Source organism: Nitratireductor mangrovi (genome assembly GCF_007922615.2).
GTDB lineage: Bacteria > Pseudomonadota > Alphaproteobacteria > Rhizobiales > Rhizobiaceae > Mangrovimarina > Mangrovimarina mangrovi.
In genome coordinates this window covers 524,207-545,077 of record NZ_CP042301.2, presented here as the reverse complement: position 1 = coordinate 545,077, position 20,871 = coordinate 524,207, and the positions used below count along the sequence as shown (strand labels likewise).

22 protein-coding genes are annotated in these 20,871 nt (G+C 63.5%); 11 read left to right on the top strand and 11 right to left on the bottom strand.

Annotation, left to right across the window (positions count from 1 at the left end):
- Positions 1-164: 164 nt before the first annotated feature.
- The 3 genes from FQ775_RS02570 to FQ775_RS02560 all read right to left on the bottom strand — a co-directional run bounded on the left by FQ775_RS02570 (position 165) and on the right by FQ775_RS02560 (position 3,499).
- Complete coding sequence (locus tag FQ775_RS02570) at positions 165-1,718, bottom strand: alpha/beta hydrolase (RefSeq protein WP_146301676.1); 1,554 nt, start codon at positions 1,716-1,718, stop codon at positions 165-167.
- A 266-nt stretch (positions 1,719-1,984) separates the two neighbouring features.
- Positions 1,985-2,281, bottom strand: a complete 297-nt coding sequence (locus FQ775_RS02565) for a PilZ domain-containing protein (RefSeq protein WP_146301677.1) — start codon at positions 2,279-2,281, stop codon at positions 1,985-1,987.
- A gap of 795 nt (positions 2,282-3,076) precedes the next feature.
- On the bottom strand, positions 3,077-3,499 hold the full coding sequence (locus FQ775_RS02560) for a dihydrofolate reductase family protein (RefSeq protein WP_432420061.1): 423 nt from the start codon (positions 3,497-3,499) through the stop codon (positions 3,077-3,079).
- 312 nt (positions 3,500-3,811) lie between these two features.
- Between FQ775_RS02560 and FQ775_RS02555 the strand changes: the two genes are divergently transcribed.
- The gene (locus FQ775_RS02555; RefSeq protein ID WP_146299811.1) at positions 3,812-4,321 is read left to right on the top strand and encodes a DUF1993 domain-containing protein; all 510 of its coding nucleotides are present in this window, start codon (positions 3,812-3,814) and stop codon (positions 4,319-4,321) included.
- Positions 4,322-4,381: 60 nt separating this feature from the next.
- Here the strand turns inward: FQ775_RS02555 and FQ775_RS02550 are convergent, their stop codons facing one another.
- On the bottom strand, positions 4,382-4,984 hold the full coding sequence (locus tag FQ775_RS02550) for a DUF922 domain-containing Zn-dependent protease (protein ID WP_146299810.1): 603 nt from the start codon (positions 4,982-4,984) through the stop codon (positions 4,382-4,384).
- Between the two features lie 161 nt (positions 4,985-5,145).
- On the opposite strand from FQ775_RS02550, the gene FQ775_RS02545 reads away from it, so the two are divergent.
- Both FQ775_RS02545 and sugE read left to right on the top strand, forming a co-directional pair.
- Positions 5,146-7,101, top strand: coding sequence for an acetyl-CoA carboxylase biotin carboxylase subunit (locus FQ775_RS02545; protein WP_146299809.1), 1,956 nt, complete (start codon positions 5,146-5,148; stop codon positions 7,099-7,101).
- Positions 7,102-7,138: 37 nt separating this feature from the next.
- Entirely contained in the window at positions 7,139-7,459 is a 321-nt protein-coding gene (gene sugE / locus FQ775_RS02540; protein ID WP_146299808.1) for a quaternary ammonium compound efflux SMR transporter SugE, read from the top strand.
- 129 nt (positions 7,460-7,588) lie between these two features.
- Here sugE and FQ775_RS02535 read toward each other — a convergent pair whose 3' ends face one another.
- On the bottom strand, positions 7,589-7,855 hold the full coding sequence (locus tag FQ775_RS02535) for an SEL1-like repeat protein (protein WP_146299807.1): 267 nt from the start codon (positions 7,853-7,855) through the stop codon (positions 7,589-7,591).
- Positions 7,856-8,272: 417 nt separating this feature from the next.
- On the opposite strand from FQ775_RS02535, the gene FQ775_RS02530 reads away from it, so the two are divergent.
- Entirely contained in the window at positions 8,273-8,614 is a 342-nt protein-coding gene (locus FQ775_RS02530) for a DUF2147 domain-containing protein (RefSeq protein ID WP_146299806.1), read from the top strand.
- 48 nt (positions 8,615-8,662) lie between these two features.
- Here the strand turns inward: FQ775_RS02530 and FQ775_RS02525 are convergent, their stop codons facing one another.
- Positions 8,663-9,367 (bottom strand): glutathione S-transferase family protein, encoded by a 705-nt coding sequence (locus FQ775_RS02525; protein WP_146299805.1) that lies wholly within the window; start codon positions 9,365-9,367, stop codon positions 8,663-8,665.
- A 182-nt stretch (positions 9,368-9,549) separates the two neighbouring features.
- On the opposite strand from FQ775_RS02525, the gene FQ775_RS02520 reads away from it, so the two are divergent.
- The 3 genes from FQ775_RS02520 (at position 9,550) to FQ775_RS02510 (ending at position 12,654) form a co-directional block, all read left to right on the top strand.
- On the top strand, positions 9,550-9,720 hold the full coding sequence (locus tag FQ775_RS02520; protein ID WP_167812741.1) for a hypothetical protein: 171 nt from the start codon (positions 9,550-9,552) through the stop codon (positions 9,718-9,720).
- A gap of 177 nt (positions 9,721-9,897) precedes the next feature.
- Positions 9,898-11,400: an AMP nucleosidase gene (locus FQ775_RS02515; RefSeq protein ID WP_146299804.1), complete on the top strand. Its 1,503-nt coding sequence runs from the start codon at positions 9,898-9,900 to the stop codon at positions 11,398-11,400.
- 309 nt (positions 11,401-11,709) lie between these two features.
- A complete protein-coding gene (locus FQ775_RS02510) occupies positions 11,710-12,654 on the top strand; it encodes a LysR substrate-binding domain-containing protein (RefSeq protein WP_146299803.1) in 945 nt (314 codons plus the stop codon).
- On the opposite strand, the gene FQ775_RS02505 is transcribed toward FQ775_RS02510, so the two are convergent.
- Positions 12,647-13,192 carry a hypothetical protein gene (locus FQ775_RS02505; RefSeq protein WP_146299802.1) on the bottom strand — a complete coding sequence of 182 codons (546 nt, stop codon included), beginning with the start codon at positions 13,190-13,192 and terminating at the stop codon, positions 12,647-12,649. The genes FQ775_RS02510 and FQ775_RS02505 overlap by 8 nt on opposite strands.
- A 279-nt stretch (positions 13,193-13,471) precedes the next feature.
- Between FQ775_RS02505 and FQ775_RS02500 the strand changes: the two genes are divergently transcribed.
- The gene (locus FQ775_RS02500; RefSeq protein WP_146299801.1) at positions 13,472-14,641 is read left to right on the top strand and encodes a helix-turn-helix transcriptional regulator; all 1,170 of its coding nucleotides are present in this window, start codon (positions 13,472-13,474) and stop codon (positions 14,639-14,641) included.
- Between the two features lie 143 nt (positions 14,642-14,784).
- Complete coding sequence (locus FQ775_RS02495; RefSeq protein ID WP_146299800.1) at positions 14,785-15,834, top strand: endonuclease/exonuclease/phosphatase family protein; 1,050 nt, start codon at positions 14,785-14,787, stop codon at positions 15,832-15,834.
- Between the two features lie 16 nt (positions 15,835-15,850).
- Here the strand turns inward: FQ775_RS02495 and FQ775_RS02490 are convergent, their stop codons facing one another.
- Both FQ775_RS02490 and FQ775_RS02485 read right to left on the bottom strand, forming a co-directional pair.
- Positions 15,851-16,156: a hypothetical protein gene (locus FQ775_RS02490; protein ID WP_146299799.1), complete on the bottom strand. Its 306-nt coding sequence runs from the start codon at positions 16,154-16,156 to the stop codon at positions 15,851-15,853.
- Positions 16,157-16,216: 60 nt separating this feature from the next.
- Entirely contained in the window at positions 16,217-16,894 is a 678-nt protein-coding gene (locus FQ775_RS02485) for a TetR/AcrR family transcriptional regulator (protein WP_146299798.1), read from the bottom strand.
- A gap of 167 nt (positions 16,895-17,061) precedes the next feature.
- On the opposite strand from FQ775_RS02485, the gene FQ775_RS02480 reads away from it, so the two are divergent.
- Positions 17,062-17,550, top strand: a complete 489-nt coding sequence (locus FQ775_RS02480) for a RidA family protein (RefSeq protein ID WP_146299797.1) — start codon at positions 17,062-17,064, stop codon at positions 17,548-17,550.
- 20 nt (positions 17,551-17,570) lie between these two features.
- Here the strand turns inward: FQ775_RS02480 and FQ775_RS02475 are convergent, their stop codons facing one another.
- Both FQ775_RS02475 and FQ775_RS02470 read right to left on the bottom strand, forming a co-directional pair.
- Positions 17,571-18,179, bottom strand: coding sequence for a DUF922 domain-containing protein (locus tag FQ775_RS02475; protein WP_146299796.1), 609 nt, complete (start codon positions 18,177-18,179; stop codon positions 17,571-17,573).
- Between the two features lie 120 nt (positions 18,180-18,299).
- Positions 18,300-20,015 (bottom strand): electron transfer flavoprotein-ubiquinone oxidoreductase, encoded by a 1,716-nt coding sequence (locus FQ775_RS02470; RefSeq protein WP_146299795.1) that lies wholly within the window; start codon positions 20,013-20,015, stop codon positions 18,300-18,302.
- A gap of 239 nt (positions 20,016-20,254) precedes the next feature.
- Between FQ775_RS02470 and FQ775_RS02465 the strand changes: the two genes are divergently transcribed.
- The gene (locus FQ775_RS02465) at positions 20,255-20,851 is read left to right on the top strand and encodes a hypothetical protein (RefSeq protein ID WP_246730252.1); all 597 of its coding nucleotides are present in this window, start codon (positions 20,255-20,257) and stop codon (positions 20,849-20,851) included.
- Positions 20,852-20,871: the final 20 nt, after the last annotated feature.

Genomic DNA, 20,871 nt, shown 5'->3' with positions numbered 1-20,871 from the left:
TCGGGCCTGACCCGAGGATCCATGCCGGAACGATTGCGGATGTTGCGTGGCGATACCTGATTGCCTCTAGCTTCTCCCGCACCGGCGCACGTCGGGCGGGCAGTGCGCCTCGGCCGCTCCGAGTACCCACCAAGATGGGAACTATCCGCGATGCAATCTTCCCTCTAGTTTCTTAACCTCCAAAACAATAGGTTATCCTGCACCGCTTCTTCAATAGAGTGCCGATCGCTCGGCGGGCTGTTGTGCTTCAGGATGGTAAAAATATCTGATAATACAGTTCTACTAGTAGAAAAATAACCATGAGAAAGATCTCCCAACTCTTTATCATTAACAGCGATCGTGTCCATCCCATTCAAGACGTATGGCGGAGGCATAACGCCAACCCTCGGAAAATTGTGAAACCAGCCCGAAATTGCCAGTGCCTTGTCACCGTCCGAAACGTAGGACGTGGTTCTTGCGCACTGACCCACAGCATGCCTTGCCAGATTCGGCATGATTGCCGTATCCACATCTGCAGCCGCAAGTATTATCTGATTCACTTTTTTAAGTATTTCTTTTCTACCATTTGAAAGAACTTCAAGTGCATTCATTACGCATCGACAACCCATGCTGTGCGATATAATATTTACGCTTTCTTCTTTTGAAATACGCACAAATTTCTCAATAAAATCTGCCAGGTAATACTTACTTGCTTCGCAAGAAGCTTCATCAGCAAGATAACCATGAATCTTACCTAATGACGGCCAGCTGAATAGTCCAATACCTTGTCCAATTCCTAAATCGAAGCCGAGCTGCGCTGCTCTTATTACTGATTCTTTGAAGCTTGTATTGTACCCATGGACAAAAATAGTGGGCTTCTCGCGCAACCTCATTCTTGCTTCGATACTTCTAACAAACTCACCAAATAGCTCCTCATTAAGGATTATGAGGTGCTGCAACTTGAGCCGATCGTCGCTCCGATTGAGCAATCTCTTCCACATCGGTGAGCCTAATGAGCCCATTCGGTGCGTTTCCGGCACTATGACTTCGCAAACTCCAAACGAGAGTTTTTGACTATTTTTGGTCCCAAAATCAGTAATTTCGCCTCGCGAAATAATCGGATTCCTATTCGTTGCGAAAACAACATCGTATCTATTTTTATATTTCTTCTTGGTAGAATCATGTTTTGTTTCTACCATAGCCGATAAATTATCTTTATCTTTTTTTTCTATAACTTCTGACAAATATTCGTGCCGCGAAGCAAATATGCGCGCACCAATCGACGTAAGCGTCGCTCTTTCAGCCGATCCCAGGTCAGCGCCGATGAATGTGGCGCCTGATCCGTTGGCCCGGTCGAAGGTCACATTGGCAATTGTGGGTCTATCAAATAGGGCGCCAGCTAGATAAGATTCATCGAATGACGATCCGACTAGGTCTGCACGGGTAAAGTCTGCGTCTTTAAAATTCGATTTCGACAGGTCTGCATTCAGAAGCATTGCGTGTTTAAATTTGGCTTTCGCAAAGTTCAACCGCGAAAGATCTGCGCCTCTGAGGTTCGCCCCAGAAAGATCTATCTTCTCAAAATACCTTGACGTCTTAGGTTTGTCGCGAAAATCGTTTGGCAATAGATCGAAGAAGCGAAGCCCGGAAAGATCGGGTACGAAAGCAACTTTCTTGCGGCGCTTGTTCCACTTTCTCACTCCTTCGCGCAGCCACCTTACGTGCCAGTTGTCCGCCATCGCGTTACCTACCCCTCGATAAGCTAGACCTGAAGACTTCTAATACCTGTAGGCAAGCCTACGCAACCAGGCGGCGACATTGGTATTTACCGCCTGTCCTCGCCTGGCACCGCGAGCATCGCTTCAAGCAACAGGGCGCGACGGCGCAATCAGGTGATGTCGGACCGGTCACCGACCTTGGCACGGGCCATTTCGAACGTTCCGTGCGCCTGGGCAAATAACGTCGGCACCGCGCTGGTCGCGGGAGGTTGCGGGCAGCCGTCCAGCTATCCGTAGTGCCAGGACGGTTTCGGCTCGGTGCCATCGAACCTGAGCCCCGCACGGTCGCCCTTCCGCCAGGCCAGGGTCGCCCGATAGCCGATGCCCTCGCTTGGAACATAAAGCAGGAAGTGGCTTGGGACGGGCACGTCTGCATCGATCCGGATTTCCGCGCCGTGCTGGTGCATGTTGCGAATGGTGCAGGAAAGCGCCGAGTTCTGCATCCCGGTAAGGATCGTGGCGCCCTTGAGGACGCGTCGTCGATGCTCACGGCGCTCTTCGTCAGACTTGGGCTCTGGCAACATTCTGGCTTCCCGACGGTGGCATGGTGGGCCAGTTTGGTTAAGAAACAGGTACAACCTTCCGCCGCTGTCCAATCTTGGCTCGAACGGGTTGGGGCCGTGCGTCCTTAGAGGCTTCGCCAACGCGAAGCGCCTCAGGATGAGGTCGGTCAGCGCCGAGGCTGCCGCGACGGCGATGCAGCACTGTCGCTCCTCATCCTGAGGTGCGACCCTGAGCTTGCCGAAGGGGAGCCTCGAAGGACGCACCGCGATCCCGTCGCTGCGGGACAAGTCAATCCCGTCCGTCCGCGCAACTGCCCGTTTCTACTCACTATTCCCTGTTCGCTAACTTCCTTTCCATCCACGCCCTCCCCACCTCCCCGTATCATCCCCGTCGATCGCCGCGCGGGAAACGGATGCGCACCGAGCCTCCGGGCGGCGTCCGGCGCCGGACCGGTGGTGCTACGGTGGCATCGCTGGAGGATGACTCCCCAGGTCCGGGCCCCAGGGTGAGGTGCGGGGCCGACAGGGTTCCGGTCGCGAGGCCACCGGCTTTGCGAGTGCCGTGTGTTCTGAGGCGAACGTGCGGCAACGCGCACCTGCACATCCGGGCAAGAACGCCGGGCGGGCGGCCGCGAGGTCGCACGTTACACTTGATGAGCGACCGGACGGCCGCCCGTCTTCCCCTTGTCAAAAGCCAGACGCGTTTCGCGGGCGTGGCGATGATGGAGCTCGTGCACAGGAGGGGCGATGCAAGCGCGGAAGGCTCAATCTCCCCCACAGGGGGGAGATCGGCCGTCATCAACGGCGCCGCTCGCTTCACCCGCGATATCGCGGCAGGTAGCGCAGGATGACCGCGCCGGTCTTGAGCGGCGTGACCTTGGTCAGCGTCATGTTGAGCGCCTGCGGCGCCGGCTTGAACAGCGGCTTGCCGTTGCCCAGCACCACCGGCGCGAGGCACAGGCGGTACTCGTCGACCAGCCCGTGCGCCAAGAGGTCGGCCACCAGATCGGCGCTGCCGAAGACAAAGATGTCCTTGCCCGGTTCGGCCTTGAGCCGCTCGACCGCGCCGGGTACCTCGCCGTCGAGCAGGCGGCTGTTCGCCCAGGTCGCTTCGGGCAGCGTGCGCGAGGCGACGATCTTTTCGACCGAGTTCATGAAGTCGGCGATCGGTCCGCTCTCCCCCCTCCAGTGAGCCGCCATGCCCTCATAGGTCGCGCGGCCGAAAAGCAGCGTGCCGATCTCTTCCGCCTGTTCGAGGCTGAAGGCTTAGAGCTCGTCGCCCCAGGCGGTCATGTGGAAGTCCAGTTCCCAGGGCCTGGCGCCCTCGAACAAACCGTCGAGCGACATCAGGTTCCAGGCCACGATCCTGCGCATGTTTCTCTCCTTAACCAATTGCGTTTTGCAACTGGATTCTCATTTCACATGCGCTTGCAAATTGCAACCGGTTTTTGGGATCATGCCTGTGCCGTGCGACTTCGGCCCGGTCCACGTTGCGCCAGCCTGCTCGGCATCCCACCTGCCACCGGTGCAACCCAACCAGCGGGACAACCCATGACGCTTTCGCTCTTCGACATCACCGTGCCGGTCTTCATCCGCGGCTTCCGCAACCTGTCGGCCAATCTGGAGAAGGCCCGCGCCCATGCCGAAGCCGAAGGCATTCCGGTCGAAGACATCATCGGGGCACGACTTTTCCCCGACATGCTGCCGCTGTCGGGTCAGGTGCAGCGGGCCTCCGACACGGCGAAATTCGTACCGGCCCGCGTCGGCGGGCTGGAGGCGCCGGCGATGCCTGACACCGAAACCAGCTTTGCCGACCTTGCCGCGCGCATCGACGCCACCGTCGCCTATCTGAAGACGGTGCCGGACGACGCCTTCGACGGGCGCGAGGCGACCGAGGTCGCGCTGCCGGCCGGCGGCGGCCGCACAATCAACTTTACGGCGCGCGACTATGTGCTCAATTTCGCGGTACCGAACTTCTATTTCCACCTGTCGATCGCGCACGGCATCATGCGCCACAAGGGTGTGGCGATCGGCAAGCTCGACTTCCTCGGCGGGCGCTGATTCCGCAAGCGCAAGGGGTGCCCGGCGGCCCGGCGGCGAGGAGAATGGAGGCGCCCTGCCCTATTCGGCGTTGACCAGCGCCAGGATCAGCTGATGGACATTGCCGCCCTGGCTCATCTCCTCGCGGTCGAACTCGCGGCTCCTGCGGCGCTGTTCGAGCGACAAGGCCGCGAGCCGCGTCTTCAGTTCGGCGCGCACCTTCTGGCAGTTCGGGTCGTTGGCGGCGGTCAGCCCGACCGAGGTCTCGCGGATCGCCTTGACCATGGCCACGATCATGGCGCCGTGGACGCGCTCGTGCTTTTCGATGCCGTCGATGAAGGTCTGCCAGCGCGCCTGCGTCGCCGCCGGCAGCGGCCCCTTCGGCTTCGGCAGCCGGTAGGTGATGATCAGGTGCGGCCGCGCCGAGCGCAGCGTGCAATGGCCGTTCCCGGGCACGTAGTCGCGCGACCATTTGAGGTCGAAGTCGGTGTAGGCGATCGCCCGTCCGGCGCCGATCTTCGGCCCGTTGGCGCCGATCGAACGGTAGAGGTCGATGCCGGTCTGGCCCGAAATCGCATAGGTCTTCACCTGCTCGACCGGCTGCCAGTCCTGCGCTGCCGCGGGAGAGACCAGCACCGCAAGCCCAGCCAGGGCTGCCGAAAGGAACGTCAAGAGCGCACGCAAGATCGCGATCCTCCACAAAGGAGCCGGAGGGTATGCGAAATCGTCCCCCGGCTGCAATCCGCACCTTTGTCATCCCGCCGGACGCCCCTGTTCATCGCCGTCTGGACTTGGCCGCCGGGAAATGGCTTAACCGGCAGGCGTGCCGACGCAGTGGAGGATCGATGTTTTCCAAAATCCTGATCGCCAATCGTGGCGAGATCGCCTGCCGCGTCATCCGCACGGCGCGGCGCATGGGCGTGCGCACGGTCGCGGTCTATTCGGAGGCCGACAGCCGCGCCATGCATGTCGCCATGGCCGACGAGGCGGTGGCGATCGGGCCGGCGCCGGTGGGCGACAGCTATCTCGTCGGCGAAAAGATCATCCAGGCGGCGAAGGAGACCGGCGCCGAGGCGATCCACCCCGGCTACGGCTTCCTTTCGGAAAACCCGGATTTCGTCGATGCCGTGACCAAGGCCGGGCTGGTCTTCATCGGCCCTTCGGCCGATTCGATCCGAGCCATGGGGCTGAAGGACGCCGCCAAGCGGCTGATGGAAAAGGCCGGCGTGCCGGTGGTGCCGGGCTATCACGGCGACGGCCAGGCGCTGGTGCTTCTGGCCGGCAAGGCGAAGGAGATCGGCTATCCGGTCCTGATCAAGGCGCGCGCCGGCGGCGGCGGCAAGGGCATGCGCCGCGTCGACGACCCGGACCAATTCGCCGAGGCTTTGGCTTCGGCACAGCGCGAGGCCAAGGCCGCCTTCGGCGACCCGCGCGTGCTGGTGGAAAAATATGTCGAGAAGCCGCGCCATATCGAGGTGCAAGTGTTCGGCGACAATCACGGCAACGCCGTCCACCTGTTCGAGCGCGACTGTTCGGCCCAGCGCCGCCACCAGAAGGTGATCGAGGAGGCGCCTGCGCCGGGCATGACGGCTCAGATGCGTGCCGCGATGACCGAGGCGGCGGTCAAGGCGGCGAAAGCCATCGACTATTCGGGCGCCGGAACGATCGAATTCATCGTCGACGCCTCCGACGGGCTCAGGCCGGACCGCTTCTGGTTCATGGAAATGAACACGCGGCTGCAGGTCGAGCACCCGGTGACCGAGATGGTGACCGGCGTCGACCTTGTCGAATGGCAGCTACGGGTCGCGTCCGGCGAGAAACTGCCGAAAACGCAGGAAGAGATCCGGCTTTGCGGGCACGCTTTCGAGGGGCGAATCTACGCCGAGGATGCCACACGCGGCTTCCTGCCGGCGATCGGAACGCTGCACCATCTCCGGTTCCCGACCGACACCGGCGCGGGCGACATGCGCGTTGAGACCGGCGTGCGCCAGGGCGACGCCATCTCGCCCTACTACGACCCGATGATCGCCAAGCTGGTCACCCGCGGCGCCGACCGGGGTGCAGCCCTTACGGCCCTCGTCGAGGCGCTGGAGCGCACCGAAATCGCCGGCTCGACCGCCAATGTCCCCTTCCTGGCAAGGCTGGCGAACGGTGCCGATTTCGCGGCGGGCGACGTCGACACCGGCATGATCCAGCGCCATCAGGAAGCGCTGACCGCCATTGCCGCGCCGGGGCCGGAGATCGTGGCGCGGGCGGCACTCGCGGCCTCGGGCGCCGTCCACGACCCTGCCTCGTCCGACCCCTGGGACGGGCTGGCGGGGTATTCCCACTACCATCCGATCGCCCGGCGCGTCCGGCTTGCCCGTGACGGCACGGAGATTCTCGCGGCGGTGACGGCGCGGCCGGACGGCGCCTTCGCGGTAAAGCTCGGCGAGGGGCAGGAGTTCGTCTTTGACGCATTGCACGCGCAATCGGCGCGCGTGGCGGTCTGGCCCGGCCATGTGACCGTGTTCGAGCGCGGGGTGGGTCACGATTTCTCCGTGCCCGACCCGGTTGCCGAGGCAGAGGAGGCCGCGAGCGGGTCCGACACAATCCGCGCGCCGATGCCGGGGCTGGTCAAGGTGGTGCGGGCGGCCGTCGGCGACGCGGTCACCAAGGGCCAGGCGCTGCTGGTACTTGAGGCCATGAAGATGGAGCACACCATCGCCGCGCCGCAGGACGGCACTTTGGCGGAGATCGCCGCGGAAGGCGCGCAGGTCACCGACGGCACGGTGCTGGCGCGGTTCGCGGGAAGCGAGTGACGCGACGTCGGACAAGAAACGCTGAGGAGTCCCCGCAATGGCCTGGGTTGTGTTGTTTGTCGCCGGCCTCTTCGAGATCGGGTGGGCGATCGGACTGAAATACACCGAAGGCTTCAGCAGGCTGGTACCGTCGGTGCTGACAATCGCGGCGATGGCGATCAGCCTCTACCTGCTCGGCGTTGCGCTGCGCACGCTGCCCGTCGGCACGGCCTACGCGGTCTGGACAGGGATCGGCGCCGTCGGCACCGCGGCGCTCGGCATCGTGCTTTTCGGCGAACCTGCGACGGCGGCGCGGCTTGCCTGCATCGCGCTGATCGTGGCCGGCATTCTCGGCCTCAAGATGTTTTCACCGGCCTGAGAATCGGAAAGCCGCGAAGGCCACCACCCGGCCTGTCGCGGCTTTCCCACATTGCAGCGCTGAAGATGTCCCCGTCCCCGTCGCTGCCTGTTGGTTCGTCCGTGCGCTGCGCGCCGCATGCCGCGGCGCTCAGTGCATGGTCATCCATTCGCGTGCCTCGCGCAGCGCCTTGGCGATCTCCAGCTTGCTCATGGAAGCCGCGATCTCGCCGCGCAGCGCCACGGCCCGTTCCGAGCCCTTGATCGCCGCGATGTTGAACCATTTGTGGGCGGCCACCATGTCGACGTCGCAGTCGCGGCCGGTTGCATACATCATACCGAGCTCGAAAAGGATGTCGGCCTGGGCCTGGTTTCCGATGTCGCCGACACCGGCCTCGAGCATGTCAAAACGCGCCATTTTTAGTCCCCTGTTGTCCCGCGGAGGCGGCTTGTTGCAATGAGCGTTTGCCGCCGTTCCGATGCTCTTGAGGATGCCGGCGAGGCTTGAATCCGCCGTTAAATAGCGTGCTTAATTTGAAGAAAATGAAATGAAAACAAGGGGTAAATCGAGGGTTTCGTTAAGCATCGGAGTCGGCGGAACTCCAGCGATTGCGACGCAGCATCGCTAAAATGTCCACTCGCCGAGGAAAGAAACGGCTAACCACGGCGCACAAAGAGGGCGCGGCGAAAAACCCGCGAGGCAGGCGAGAAGACAACGCCAGAAATCGAACGCGTGACGTTACGGCACCGCTTTCGCTGACACGCGAACTGAATTACGTTGACGTTCGCGTAAGACCGAGCCGACGTTTTCGGCGGTCGCGACAGGGAGGAAAGCATGAAGCGCATTCTGGCAGGAACCGTGGCCGCGTTGCTGATGACCGCAGGCGCGGCGTTCGCCGATCCGATCGAGGGCAACTGGAAAACCCAGTCCGGCGCGACCGCCGGGATCGCCAAGTGCGGCGGCAGTTTCTGCATCAAGCTGAAAACCGGCAAGCATGCCGGCAAGCAGATCGGCAAGATGCAGGCAAGCGGCGGCGGAAAGTATTCCGGCTCGATCACCGACCCGGCCGACGACAAGACCTATAGCGGGTCTGCGTCGCTGGCCGGCAGCATACTTAAGATGAAAGGCTGCGTTGCTGCTATCTTCTGCAAGACACAGACCTGGAACCGGCTCTAGCAGGTCCCGCGGTTGGGGGCCGGAGCGCAGGTCCAGCCCCCCGCTCCCTCAGGCCCGCGCGCGCTGGCCGAACAGGATCTTTTTCGCTTCCTCGTCGTCGGCGATACTGCGGCGATATTCCTGGCCGACGGCCATGCCGCGTTCGACGGCGGGCCGCGCCCTGATGGTTTCCAGCCATCGCTTCAGGTTGGGAAAATCGTCGATCTCCTGGCCCTGGTTCTTCCACGGTCGCACCCAACCGACGCAGGCAATGTCGGCGATCGAATAGTCGCCGGCGAGGAAGTCGCGGTCGGCGAGCCGCTTGTTCATGACGCCATAGAGACGGTTGACCTCGTTGGTGTAGCGGTCGATGGCGTAAGGGACCCGCTCGGGGGCGTATTGGCGGAAATGATGCGCCTGGCCGCACATCGGGCCGAGGCCGCCCATCTGCCACATCAGCCATTGCTCGACCTCGACGCGGGCGCGTTCCTCCTGGGGATAGAACTTGCCGAACTTGCGTCCAAGATATTGCAGGATGGCGCCGGACTCGAAGAGCGAGATCGGCTGCCCGCCCGGGCCTTCCGGATCGACGATCGCCGGCATGCGGTTGTTGGGCGCGATCTTCAGGAATTCCGCCTCGAACTGCTCGCCCCTGGCGATATTGACGTACCGAACTTCGTAAGGAACGCCCAGTTCCTCCAGCATGATGGAAATCTTCCAGCCGTTCGGCGTCGGCCAGTAATGAAGCTCGATCGGTCGGGTCTGCTTGGCCATGATCTCCTCCGGAACGCCGTCCTCCAGCAATAAGGCGTGAGCGTCGAAAGGCAAGCCGGCGCCGGGCCCCTTGCTGCCAAGACCAACGCCGCGGCGAAGCTGAACTGTGGATGAACGGACGCGTCAGGACAGGTTCAGTCCGCAGGCATTATTCGTGGTGTCGGGGAAGGGAGACACCCGAGATGATCGCACGCCGGCTTACCATCGTCAGCCTCATCATCCTGATCGGCGGCATGGGCCTTGCCATGCTGGTCGCCGAGGGCAGCCGCCCGGCGCGTTCGGTCGATATCGGTCTCTATACGCCTTGTGTCTTCGAGCAGGGCTTGGTCTGCGCCCCGCCCAGGCGGCGCTGATTTCCCGCCGGAAGACGAAACAGTTTCGCGAGTTTCCAAGGAAAATCCCGGAAAACCCGCCGCAAATCGGCCAAAGCCGGCTCAAATTTCGTGCTTTCGGCGCAACGCAGGACGGAAAGCGCTACGCTAGCCAACATGGCCACTCCCCGACCCCGGTCCAAATCTCTATAATGGGATATGGAAAAGCGAATCTACCCACAAGCCATCGAAACGGTCGAACGACCCGATCCCTACATCCGACAGAGCTTCACTGACGCCAAGGCGGCGGTGAAGGCATTGCAGGCGCTCTACGAGCGCAACACCGAGTTCCTGCGCGCCTCGTTCAACGGCCTGGCCGAAGGCGGCCCGGTCGACCGACGCTATCGCGCCTTCTATCCCGAGATCGGCGTCAGCGTCGCCTCCTACGACCAGATCGACACCCGTCTTGCCTACGGACACATGCCCTCGCCCGGTCAGTATTCGACCACGGTCACACGGCCTGACCTGTTCGAGAACTATCTGGTCGAGCAGCTTCGGCTCATCATCCGCAATCACGGCGTGCCGGTCACCGTCTCGGAATCCGAAACGCCGATCCCGATCCACTTCGCCTTCCTTGAAGGCAGCTATGTCGAGGCCTCGGTCGCCGACAAGATCAAGCGGCCGCTACGCGACCTGTTCGACGTGCCGGACCTCAACGGCACCGACGACCACATCGTCAACGGCACGCTGGAGCCGGGCATCGGCGACCCCATGCCACTCGCCCCGTTCACCGCGCAGCGCATCGACTATTCCCTGCACCGGCTGGCGCATTACACAGCGACAAGCCCGGCGCATTTCCAGAACTTCGTTCTTTTCACCAACTACCAGTTCTATATCGACGAGTTCTGCGCCTACGCCCGCGACCTGATGGCGCGCGGCGGCGACGGCTACGAAAGCTTCATCGAGCCCGGCAACCTCGTCACGCCTGCGGGCGCCGACAAGCCGCTCGACGGCGTCGCGCTCGGTCGCATGCCACAGATGCCGGCCTATCACCTGGCCAAGCCCGACCATTCCGGGATCACCATGGTCAACATCGGCGTCGGCCCCTCGAACGCCAAGACGATCACCGACCACATCGCAGTGCTACGCCCGCATGCATGGCTGATGCTCGGCCATTGCGCCGGGCTCCGCAACACGCAGGCGCTGGGCGACTACGTGCTGGCGCATGCCTATGTGCGCGAGGACCACGTGCTCGACGACGACCTGCCGGTGTGGGTGCCGATCCCGGCGCTGGCGGAGGTGCAGGTTGCCATGCAAGAGGCGGTCGCCGAGGTGACAGGGCTCTCCGGCTATGAGTTGAAGCGCATCATGCGCACCGGGACCGTGGCCACCATCGACAACCGCAACTGGGAACTGCGCGACCAGCGCGGGCCGGTGCAACGGCTTTCGCAGTCGCGCGCAATCGCGCTGGACATGGAATCGGCCACCATCGCAGCGAACGGTTTTCGTGTCCGCGTGCCATACGGGACGCTCCTGTGCGTCTCCGACAAGCCGCTGCACGGCGAACTGAAGCTGCCTGGCATGGCGACTGACTTCTACAAGCGCCAAGTCGCCCAGCATCTCACCATCGGCATCAGGGCACTGGAAAAGCTGGCCGCGATGCCGCCGGAGCGGTTGCATTCGCGCAAACTCAGAAGCTTCTCGGAGACGGCGTTCCAGTAGGGCTACAGGCGACGCTTCGGCGGTCTCGCCAACACGTACCTTCGCCCGACGGGTCGCGCAGATGCAGCGTCCACAGGACGTGGTCGGCGAGACCCGGCGGGCCTGCGAACATATGCGCAAGGAGCCTGCGCGAGAGGCCGACCGGCGGCTTTTCCGTCGCCGCCTCCGACGCCCGGCATCGAGGCGCGACCAAAAACAACTTCTTGAGAAAATCTCTTTTCATGGCCGGCACAATGATCGCAGGCCATCTTGCTCGCAAACGCGAACATCTCAGGTGCAATTTGAATTTTTCTCACTTACAGTCGCTTTATGCGACAACTGCCCTCCCTGCGCGGATTGCAAGCCTTCGAGGCAGTGGCGCGCGCCGGCAATCTGGCCGACGCGGCGGCCCAGCTGAACATCACGGCGAGCGCGGTCAGTCACCGCATCCGCAAGCTGGAAGAAGAACTCGGCCTGGAACTGTTGCGCCGGGCGGCGGGCGGGCTACGCCTCACCGAGGCCGGGCGCCGCTACCGGACAAGCGTCGAGGATGCCTTCGCGCAACTCGCGCAGGCGACCGCCGATCTTCTCGGTCCCGACCTGTCGCGGCCGCTCACGGTCAGCCTGACGTCTGAGTTCGGCACGCGCTGGCTGATGCCACGCTTTCACCGTTTCCGGGCCGCACATCCCGAGATCGACATCGCCGTGCTCAGCACCTACCGGCTGGCCAATCTTGCGACCGGTGAGGCCGACCTTGCGCTCCGCCACGGCTACGGCGAATGGGCGAGGCTGAAAGCCGAATTGATCCTGCCCTTCTGCGTGTCGCCGCTCTGCTCGCCGGGTCTTCGCGACAAACTGGCCGGCCTCCGCCCCGCCGAGGCGCTGGCCCAATGCACGCTGATTGGAGACGTCGACCGCGACCACGACGACTGGGGCGCCTGGTTGGAGGCCGCCGGCGCCGCCGGCATCAGCCCCGTCCGGCAGCTGAGGTTCGAGGATTATTCGATGGCGATCGAGGCGGCGATCGACGGCCAGGGAATTCTTCTGGGCTATTCGGGCTATGTCGAGGCAGAAACTGCGGCCGGAGCGCTGGTGCAGCCTTTCGACCTCACCGTTGCCGTGGCCAAGGGTTATTACCTCGTCTATCCCGAGGACCGGCTATCGAATCCTCGGGTGCGTGCCTTCCGGAACTGGGTCATCGCGGAGAGCGAAACGCAACACACGCTGTCGGGCGGGGAGGCCCGGCGTCGGGGCACGTCAACAAATCTCAATTGATCGGCTTCGTCTTCGTGCTGGACCTGCGCGACAGGCACGGTACGGCATAGACGATGCACTTCTTGATCGTGGCGAATCCCGAGCCACAGTCGATGTGCTTGTTCTTGGCGAGGTTCCAGTTGTTCCACCGTCCACCCTTTACCTTCGCCACCTCGCCAGCCCATTTCCTTATGGCCCGTTCCACGGCCTTCGACTTTCGTGCGCCGCTGGCATAATGCCCGGGGATCTGTGTTATGTGGCAAACGTCCTGTCCCTTGTAGGGAGCAGGCTTCGTTTTGGGCACGACGTCGGTGGACTTTTTTACCCTCGGGCCGCCGCTAGACTTTTTTGTCGTCGTCGTTGTGCGCACGCCGGGCTTTTCGGAGACCTTGATGACCGCGGGGCCACCACTGCCCTTCAGCACCGGCGGCACCTGGTCAAGGGTCAACGCCTGTGCCGGCACGGCAAACTGGATAGCGGCTATCGCGGCGATAGCGAAAACAGAGGCCGTGCGAAGAGATGTGCCGCGAACCGTGACACGCTTGGTCAACCCGATCATCGCGCCAGTTCCTTGTCCTGATTGCAGTAGCGACTGTTCTTGGGATCGATGATGCGGTCATGCCGGACCGGCGGGAGCCGGCAGGCCAGCCACCTCATCCCTGAGGGGCTTTCCGGCGGGCGCGGCCGGGCTGCGGGAGGCCATACTTTCATCGGCATTTGCGCTTTCCATCGCTCGGATGAAATTCCGGTGTACGATACCCGCCGCAGGGCTGTCGTCATCCTGGGGGATGACCGGCGCCACCCGGCGGCCGAACGCCCCTTAGACTAGGAATGCAGCATGACGTTGCCTGCCCGCACCAATGAGGTTGAACCCTGGTCGGAGCTGATCGGGGCGCTCTATGACTGCGCCGTCGACCCGGAAAACTGGGATAGCGTGCTCGCCACCATCTGCGAGGTTTTCCGCTACGAAACGTGCGTTCTCTATGTCGCCGACCCAGGGCTGGGCCGGCAGCGCTTCATGAGGACGGTCGGCATCACGCCCGAGTGGGCGGCCAGACTGGCGGCACATGACGGCCACCTTGAGGACCTTCACGGCACGATCGCGGATTTTCACAGCCGGTCGCTGGACGAGCCGTTCGTCTGCCTGCGCGACATCGACAGGCAAGCGTGGGAGAAAAGTCCGCTGCGGCTCGGTTGGGCGCAACCGCTGGGCCTCGTGGATTTCATCGACATCGTTGCCATGCGGCAGTCGGACCGCTTCGCATCCTGCGCCTTCGGGCGCCACCAGAAACACGGCCCCGTCAACGACGACGATATTGCCCGCATGCGGCTTTTGGCGCCGCATCTGCGCCGCGCCATCTCGATTGCCGATCTCATCGACATGAAAAGCTTGCGGATCGGCGCCTTCTGCGACGCACTCGATGGCCTGTCCGTCGGCGTCGTTCTGGTCGACCAGCACGCCGAGATTGTCCATGCCAATCGGGCGGCAAGCGAGATGCTGTCGAGGACCGGTCCCCTGGCAGCCGTCAGCGGGCGACTGCGAACCGTCGACGCGGAACAGACGAGCAGGTTGCGCGGGGCCATCGCCAGCGCCGCAGGGAGCGAGACCGAACTCGGCGGGGAAGGCATCAGCATGGCATTGCCAGGCTGCAACGGCACGATCGCGACCGCGCATGTTCTGCCGCTTGCCAACGGGCATCTGCGCCCGCATCTCGAGCCGAACGCCAGCGCGGCGGTCTTTGTCGCGTCGAGCAAATTGCAATCCGGCTCCGACATGGCCGGATTTGCCGAAAGCTTCGGCTTGTCGGCTGCGGAATGCCGCGTCGCCGAGCGGCTGATGCGCGGGCTGACCATCGACGAGTCGGCTGCCGAGCTGCGCATCGCGCGCACGACGATAAAGACGCATCTTGCCCGCATCTTCTCCAAGACCGGCACATCTCGCCAGAGCGAGTTGGTCTCGCTGATACGGAGCGTGATACCACCGGTGCGCAGCCAGCTTGGCCAGTAGTGGTCGCACCTCAGCGTGCGCCGTTTCCGCTCACTGGCAAGATCGGTGGGCGGCCAACGTCCCGGCTGGATGCGGTGGCGGACAACAGCGAACCTTTGGCGAGTGGCCATGATGACGCCGCACTCGGGGGGTTTTTCGCCTGCATGAAGATCACGAACTCGGAAAGGCGCAACCGCCCCGCGCTCGCCTCGCGGCTGGCGCGGACGGTCGCCGGCATCCTGTGCCTGTTGCTGCTGCTTGGCTTTTTCGGCGCAGCGCACCCGGCCTTCGCTTCCTTCGCCCATTTCAGGGCGCACCTTGCCGTCCTGCTCGGCGTCGCAGGTTTCGCTCTCCTAATGTGTCGTGCGCGCGGCAGCGGGCTGCTGGCGCTCGCCCTGGCCGGCCTTTGCTTCGCGACAACGCTGCCGCCGGGGGCCTGGCAAAGCCACGCCGTCGCTGAGGGTCCCGCCGCGCCGCGTTTGGCCGCGACCTACAGACTGCTGCAGCTCAATCTGCGCTTCGATCATTCGGAGCCGAAACGCGTCCTGTCGCTGATCGCGCGCGAGCGCCCCGACGTGATCACGCTGCAAGAGGTTTCGCCGAATTGGCGGCAGACGCTGTCGCTGATCGAACACGCCTATCCGCACCGCATCATCTGCCGGGGCCGGGGCCGCATCGGCGGCGTCGCGATCCTGTCGCGGCGGCCGATCCTCGACTCGAGCGGAAAGGATTGCCCGCAACGTGGGCGCTTCGCAGCGGCAACGCTCGATTTCGGCGGCACCGAAGTGACGGTCGCGGCAATCCACCTTGGCTGGCCCTGGCCCGCGGAGCAGATGCAGGAGATCGAGGCGCTGCTGCCACGCCTGGCCGCGCTGGGCGATACGGCCATCCTCGCTGGCGACTTCAATGCAACACCATGGAGCGCCGCCATGCACCGGATCGCAGGTGCGACCGGCTTTGCCGCCGCGCCACGGACCGGAGCGACCTGGCTCCATCACAGCCTGCCGCCGGCGCTGCGGCGCTGGGTCGGCCTGCCGATCGATCATGTGATGGCGAAGCCAGGAATAGCGCTGACGGCGGTGGGCACGGCGGCCGATGCCGGCTCGGACCATCTGCCAGTTGTCGCCAGCTTCTCGATCGTTGCCGGCGAAGACGAACCCGGCACCGCGGTCGCCAACGCCGAGCCGTCGGGCACTGAGATGCCGAACGGCTGACGCGGGCCCGGGTTGGTTATCGCGTCAGCGGATCGCCCCGTTGCGCGATCCACGCCGCCGGATCGTGAAAGACCGGCTCTTCGCCGTCGCGCAGGTCGATGACCGCTTCGCAATGGTCTCTGGCGTCGTGCGGGTTCCACTCGCCAAGCTGGCATCCGCCGACCATCGCGGCGACATCCTCCGGTTCGTCCAGAGCGGGGTAATAGTAGCCGAGGTCGCTGTCGCCCCTGATACGATCCATGGTGTCGAAGCAGACGAGCAGAAAGCGTTTGCCAACTGCCTTCGTTTTCTCGATCCGTCTTCGAACCTCAGTCATGATCATGCCGGATCGCCTGCTCCGAGGTGCGCCGAACGCCGGCGGTAAGCACGAACACGTACCTGCCTAACCTCTCGGAACAAGCCCGTCGAGCAGCAGATCGAGGCCCTTGCGAAAAGCGCCGTCCCAATCGTCGTCCAGGAGCAGATGCGAACGTTGGATGGTGGGGTGATCCTCGCCGGGGCGCGCGAGGTGCGGCGGAGCGGCGTCCTTGTCGACCCGAGCGCCCTCGAAGCTCGCCCGGGTGACGGTCGCGCCCATGACGAAGTTCCACAGCGACCAGATCGCGACGTTCAGGTGAGCATCGGCGACGCCGGCTCGGGACAAGGCGCTGCCCAGCAGTTCCAGGCGGTGGAGGATGTTGGGGCCGAGCGCCCGGCGCGGCAGCAGCGATGCCGACCAGGGATGGCGCAGCATCCTCGCCCGCCAATCCTCGAGCATGTGAACGACGTCGCCGCGCCAGTCCCCGCCCTCGTCCGGCGGCGGCGCGCGATATTCAAGCACGGCATCCAGCGCCAGATCGAAAACCTGCTCCTTGCTGCCGACATGCCAGTAAAGGCTCATTGCGCCGGCGCCGAGGCGATCGGCCAGCCCTCGCATCGTCAGGCCGTCCGCGCCGTGGGCATCCAGCAACTCAACCGCGACCGCCACGATGCGTTCGCGGGAGAGAGACGGCCCGGATCCGGCCGGCATATCCTCGCGTTGCGCCCGCTTGTCTCGGGCGCCGCTACGCCTGGCTGCCATCAAACCTCCTCCCTGATCAGCAGCCGATTTAGGGCAACAAACGACGGTTGTCGAATGCCATAGGGATTGACTCGTACCACGTACGATGCGAATGGCTGGTACATCACACGATATCGAAGCGACCGGTGCGAGGGCGAACCGCCCGCCGCCACGCCCCAGGGGAAATCATGTCACCTGCAATCAGAAAGCTGCTTATCGGAGGTGTGCTCATCATGGCTTTGGACCATCCCGGCGTGGCGACGGCCGGCAAAACCAATCCCGGGCTGACCATCGTCAATCCCGAGACGCTCTACGACCCGACACCAAACGGCTACAGCACCGCCGTCATCGCGCCGCGCGGGGCACGGATGGCGTACATTTCGGGACAGGGCGGCCAGGACGACAAGGGCACCCTGTCGCCTGATTTCGCCACCCAGGTCAGGCAGGCCTACGCAAATCTGCGCGCCGCACTCGATGCGCTCGGTGCCAAGCCGAACCAGGTCGCAAAACTCACCGTCTTCGTGGTCGACCACGACATGTCCAAGCTGGAAGTGCTGACCACCGCGGTCAAGGACATGTTCGGCGAAGACTTGCCGGCGCAGACGCTGGTTCCGGTGCCGAAACTCGCCATCGACCCGATGCTCTTCGAGGTCGAGGCGGTCGTCATGCTCGACTAGCCACCCGGCCTGATCGGAACCTACCCCGAAGGCTTGCCGAGCAGGGCGACGATGCTTTTTTCGACGGCGCCGCCCTGGCGATGCTCCTTGGCGTCGAACACGCGCTGCTTGCGATTATATTCGCGCACGACCTTGTCGACCTCGCGCTCGAGCTTGAGCATGGCCATGTTGCAACGGCTGTTGCGGTCGCGATAGCTGAAGGTCTTGAGCACACGGTCAAGCTTGACAGCCATCTCGCGCGCGATGCGGCCGTGCATCTTCTCGTGGCGGACATTGTCGGCCTGAAACGCCTTCCAGCGGCGCGCAACGTCGGAGGGCAGCTTTTCGGACGGTCGCGGGTAGACATAGGTGATGTTGAGGAGGAAGCGGCCGCCCTTCATGCGGCAGACACCATCCTGCTTGACCAGCTTGCCGCGAATGTCAGGCGCGTAACGCGTCTGGGCAATCGCACGGCGCAGGAACCCGTGGCGTGGACCGTGCCTGTTCATCTCGCGCAAGAGTTCGGCGCCGGTGCGGCCGGAGATCGAATAATACTCGACCGTTTCTTTCACCAACGGTCCGGCGAAAGCCGGCCATGCTGCGAGTGAAGCCGCAACCGCCAAGACCGCCGCGAAACGCCTGAACGCCATGCCTCATTCCTCCGTCCCGGTGGGGATGAAGGCACAGCCATGAGGCTTTGGCAATGTTCGATTCCAACGACGCCGAGCCGTCGTCCTCACGTCGTCCTAGCGCCGGCTGGAATCACGTCCTCACATGTTCGGATAGACCGGTCCTTCGCCACCCTGCGGCGGGACCCAATTGATGTTCTGGTTGGGATCCTTGATGTCGCAGGTCTTGCAGTGGACGCAGTTCTGCGCGTTGATGACGAAACGCGCCTCGGGATTGGTGTGCGAGACCTCACCGCCCTTGGCGCTGGCGCCCGGCCCGCCGGCGGGCGCGTTGCCGTCCGCGTCCACCCATTCGTAGACGCCGGCCGGGCAGTAGCGCGTCGACGGACCGGAAAAGACCGCGTATTCCGACGACTTCTGCAACTCCGGATCGGCGACCTTGAGGTGGACCGGCTGGTCCTCCTCGTGATTGGTGTTGGACAGGAACACCGACGACAGCCGGTCGAAGGTCAGGACGCCGTCGGGCTTCGGATAGTCGACCGGCTTGTGCTTCGCCGCCGGCTCGAGCGAGGCGGCGTCGGTCTTGCCGTGCTTCATGGTGCCGAACAGCGAGAAACCGAACAGCGAATTGGTCCACATGTCGAAGCCACCGAGCCCGACGCCAAGCCAGAGACCGAAACGCGACCAGAGCGGCTTGACGTTGCGGACCTTCTTCAAATCCTTGCCTATATCTGAGGCGCGCCATGCCTCCTCGTAGGCCGACAACTCGTCGGCCGAGCGGCCGGCGGCCAGCGCCTCGGCTGCGTTTTCGGCTGCCATCATGCCCGACAGCACTGCGTTGTGCGAACCCTTGATGCGCGGCACGTTGACGAAACCGGCGGAGCAGCCGATGAGCGCGCCGCCCGGGAAAGTGAGCTTGGGTACCGATTGGTAACCGCCCTCGGTGATGGCGCGGGCGCCGTAGGAGACACGCTTGCCGCCCTCGAAGGTGCCGCGCACCGAGGGATGGGTCTTGAAGCGCTGAAACTCCTCGAAGGGCGAGATATAGGGGTTCTTGTAGTTCAGGTGGACGACGAAGCCGACCGCGACCTGATTGTCCTCCAGATGGTAGAGGAACGAGCCGCCGCCGGTCTGGCTGTCGAGCGGCCAGCCGAAGGAGTGCTGGACGAGACCGGGCTTGTGGTTCTCCGGCGCGACCTGCCAGAGTTCTTTGAGGCCGATGCCGAACTTCTGCGGCTCGCTGCGCTCTGACAGGCCGAACTTCGCAATCAGTTGCTTGGCAAGCGACCCGCGTACACCCTCGCCGATCAGGGTGTATTTGCCGAGCAAGGCCATGCCCGGCGCGTAGTTGGGACCGTGCGAGCCGTCGCGCTCGATGCCCATGTCGCCGGTCGCTACCCCGATGACGGCGCCATCGTCATTGTAGAGGACCTCAGCCGCGGCGAAGCCCGGATAGATTTCCACGCCGAGCGCCTCTGCGCGGCCGGCGAGCCAGCGGCAGACATTGCCCAGCGAGACGATGTAGTTGCCGTGATTGTTCATCAGCGGCGGCAGAATGAAGTTCGGGATGCGGAACGAACCTGCGGGGCCGAGCATCAGGAACTGGTCGTCGGTGACCGGGGTCTTGAACGGATGATCGGGGTCGTCGCGCCAGTCGGGCAAAAGGCGATCGACACCGATCGGATCAACAACAGCACCGGAAAGGATGTGCGCGCCAACCTCGGCGCCCTTTTCGAGCACGACGACGGAAAGCTCCGGATTGAGCTGCTTGAGCCTTATCGACGCGGCCAGTCCCGCCGGGCCGGCTCCGACGATCACCACATCGAATTCCATGCTCTCGCGTTCGGCTTCGCTCATCTGCTCCTCCAGTTACCGGCGCCTGCCCTTCCGATCGAAGGCGCTTGGCGGGCAACACCGGCATTGTGCAATACCTTAGCGGTCGCATCCACGGAAGAAACGCGACCGGCGACATGGCGACGCGGCCCGCCAACGGCTTCTATTACTTTGACGTAAACGTCAATGCAAGTGGCGGCCTTTGGCAACCCGCCTTGCCGCCATCGCAATCTCGTTCATAATCCGCGCGAGGAGATCGGCATATGCTGCTCGCCGCAATCAGGATCGCGCTGACCGCCGGACTATGCCTTGTGCTGGCCGCGCTTCCCTTGCGGGCCGAATCGATCTGGCGGGCCGGCGCCTACACATTTTCCGACGAACTCGGTGGCTTCCGCATCCTGTCGGCAGGTGGCAGCGGCAGCCGCGACGACCCGATCGTCATCACCCAGGAACTCTATTCGGCAAGCCCGGTGACCATGGTCATCCGCGCGGCAGCGCCGATCCGGCTCTATACCTTCGGCGGTCAATTCGCCAATGGCTTCCTCCACATGGTGCTGGTGACGGTGAACGCCAGCGAACTGGCGTGGACCGAATTCCAGTTCGAACTGCAGGAAAAGCTCGGCCAACCGAGCGTTTTCGGAGACGGGCTCTCCTTCGACCAGCGCCGCACCGACAGCGATACCATCACCTCGGCCGGCTTCGCGCGCTTCAGCCGCGACTTCGAGCCTTATGACAGGCTGCTGTTCACCGACGGCTTCGTCGATCCCGGCAAGCAGGCCGACTTCGCCTTCCTGATCTCGGATTTCACGCCGATCCTGACCTTCTTCCTGGTACAGGATCCGCGCATACCACTGTCATGACGCCATTATGCAGGGTGCCG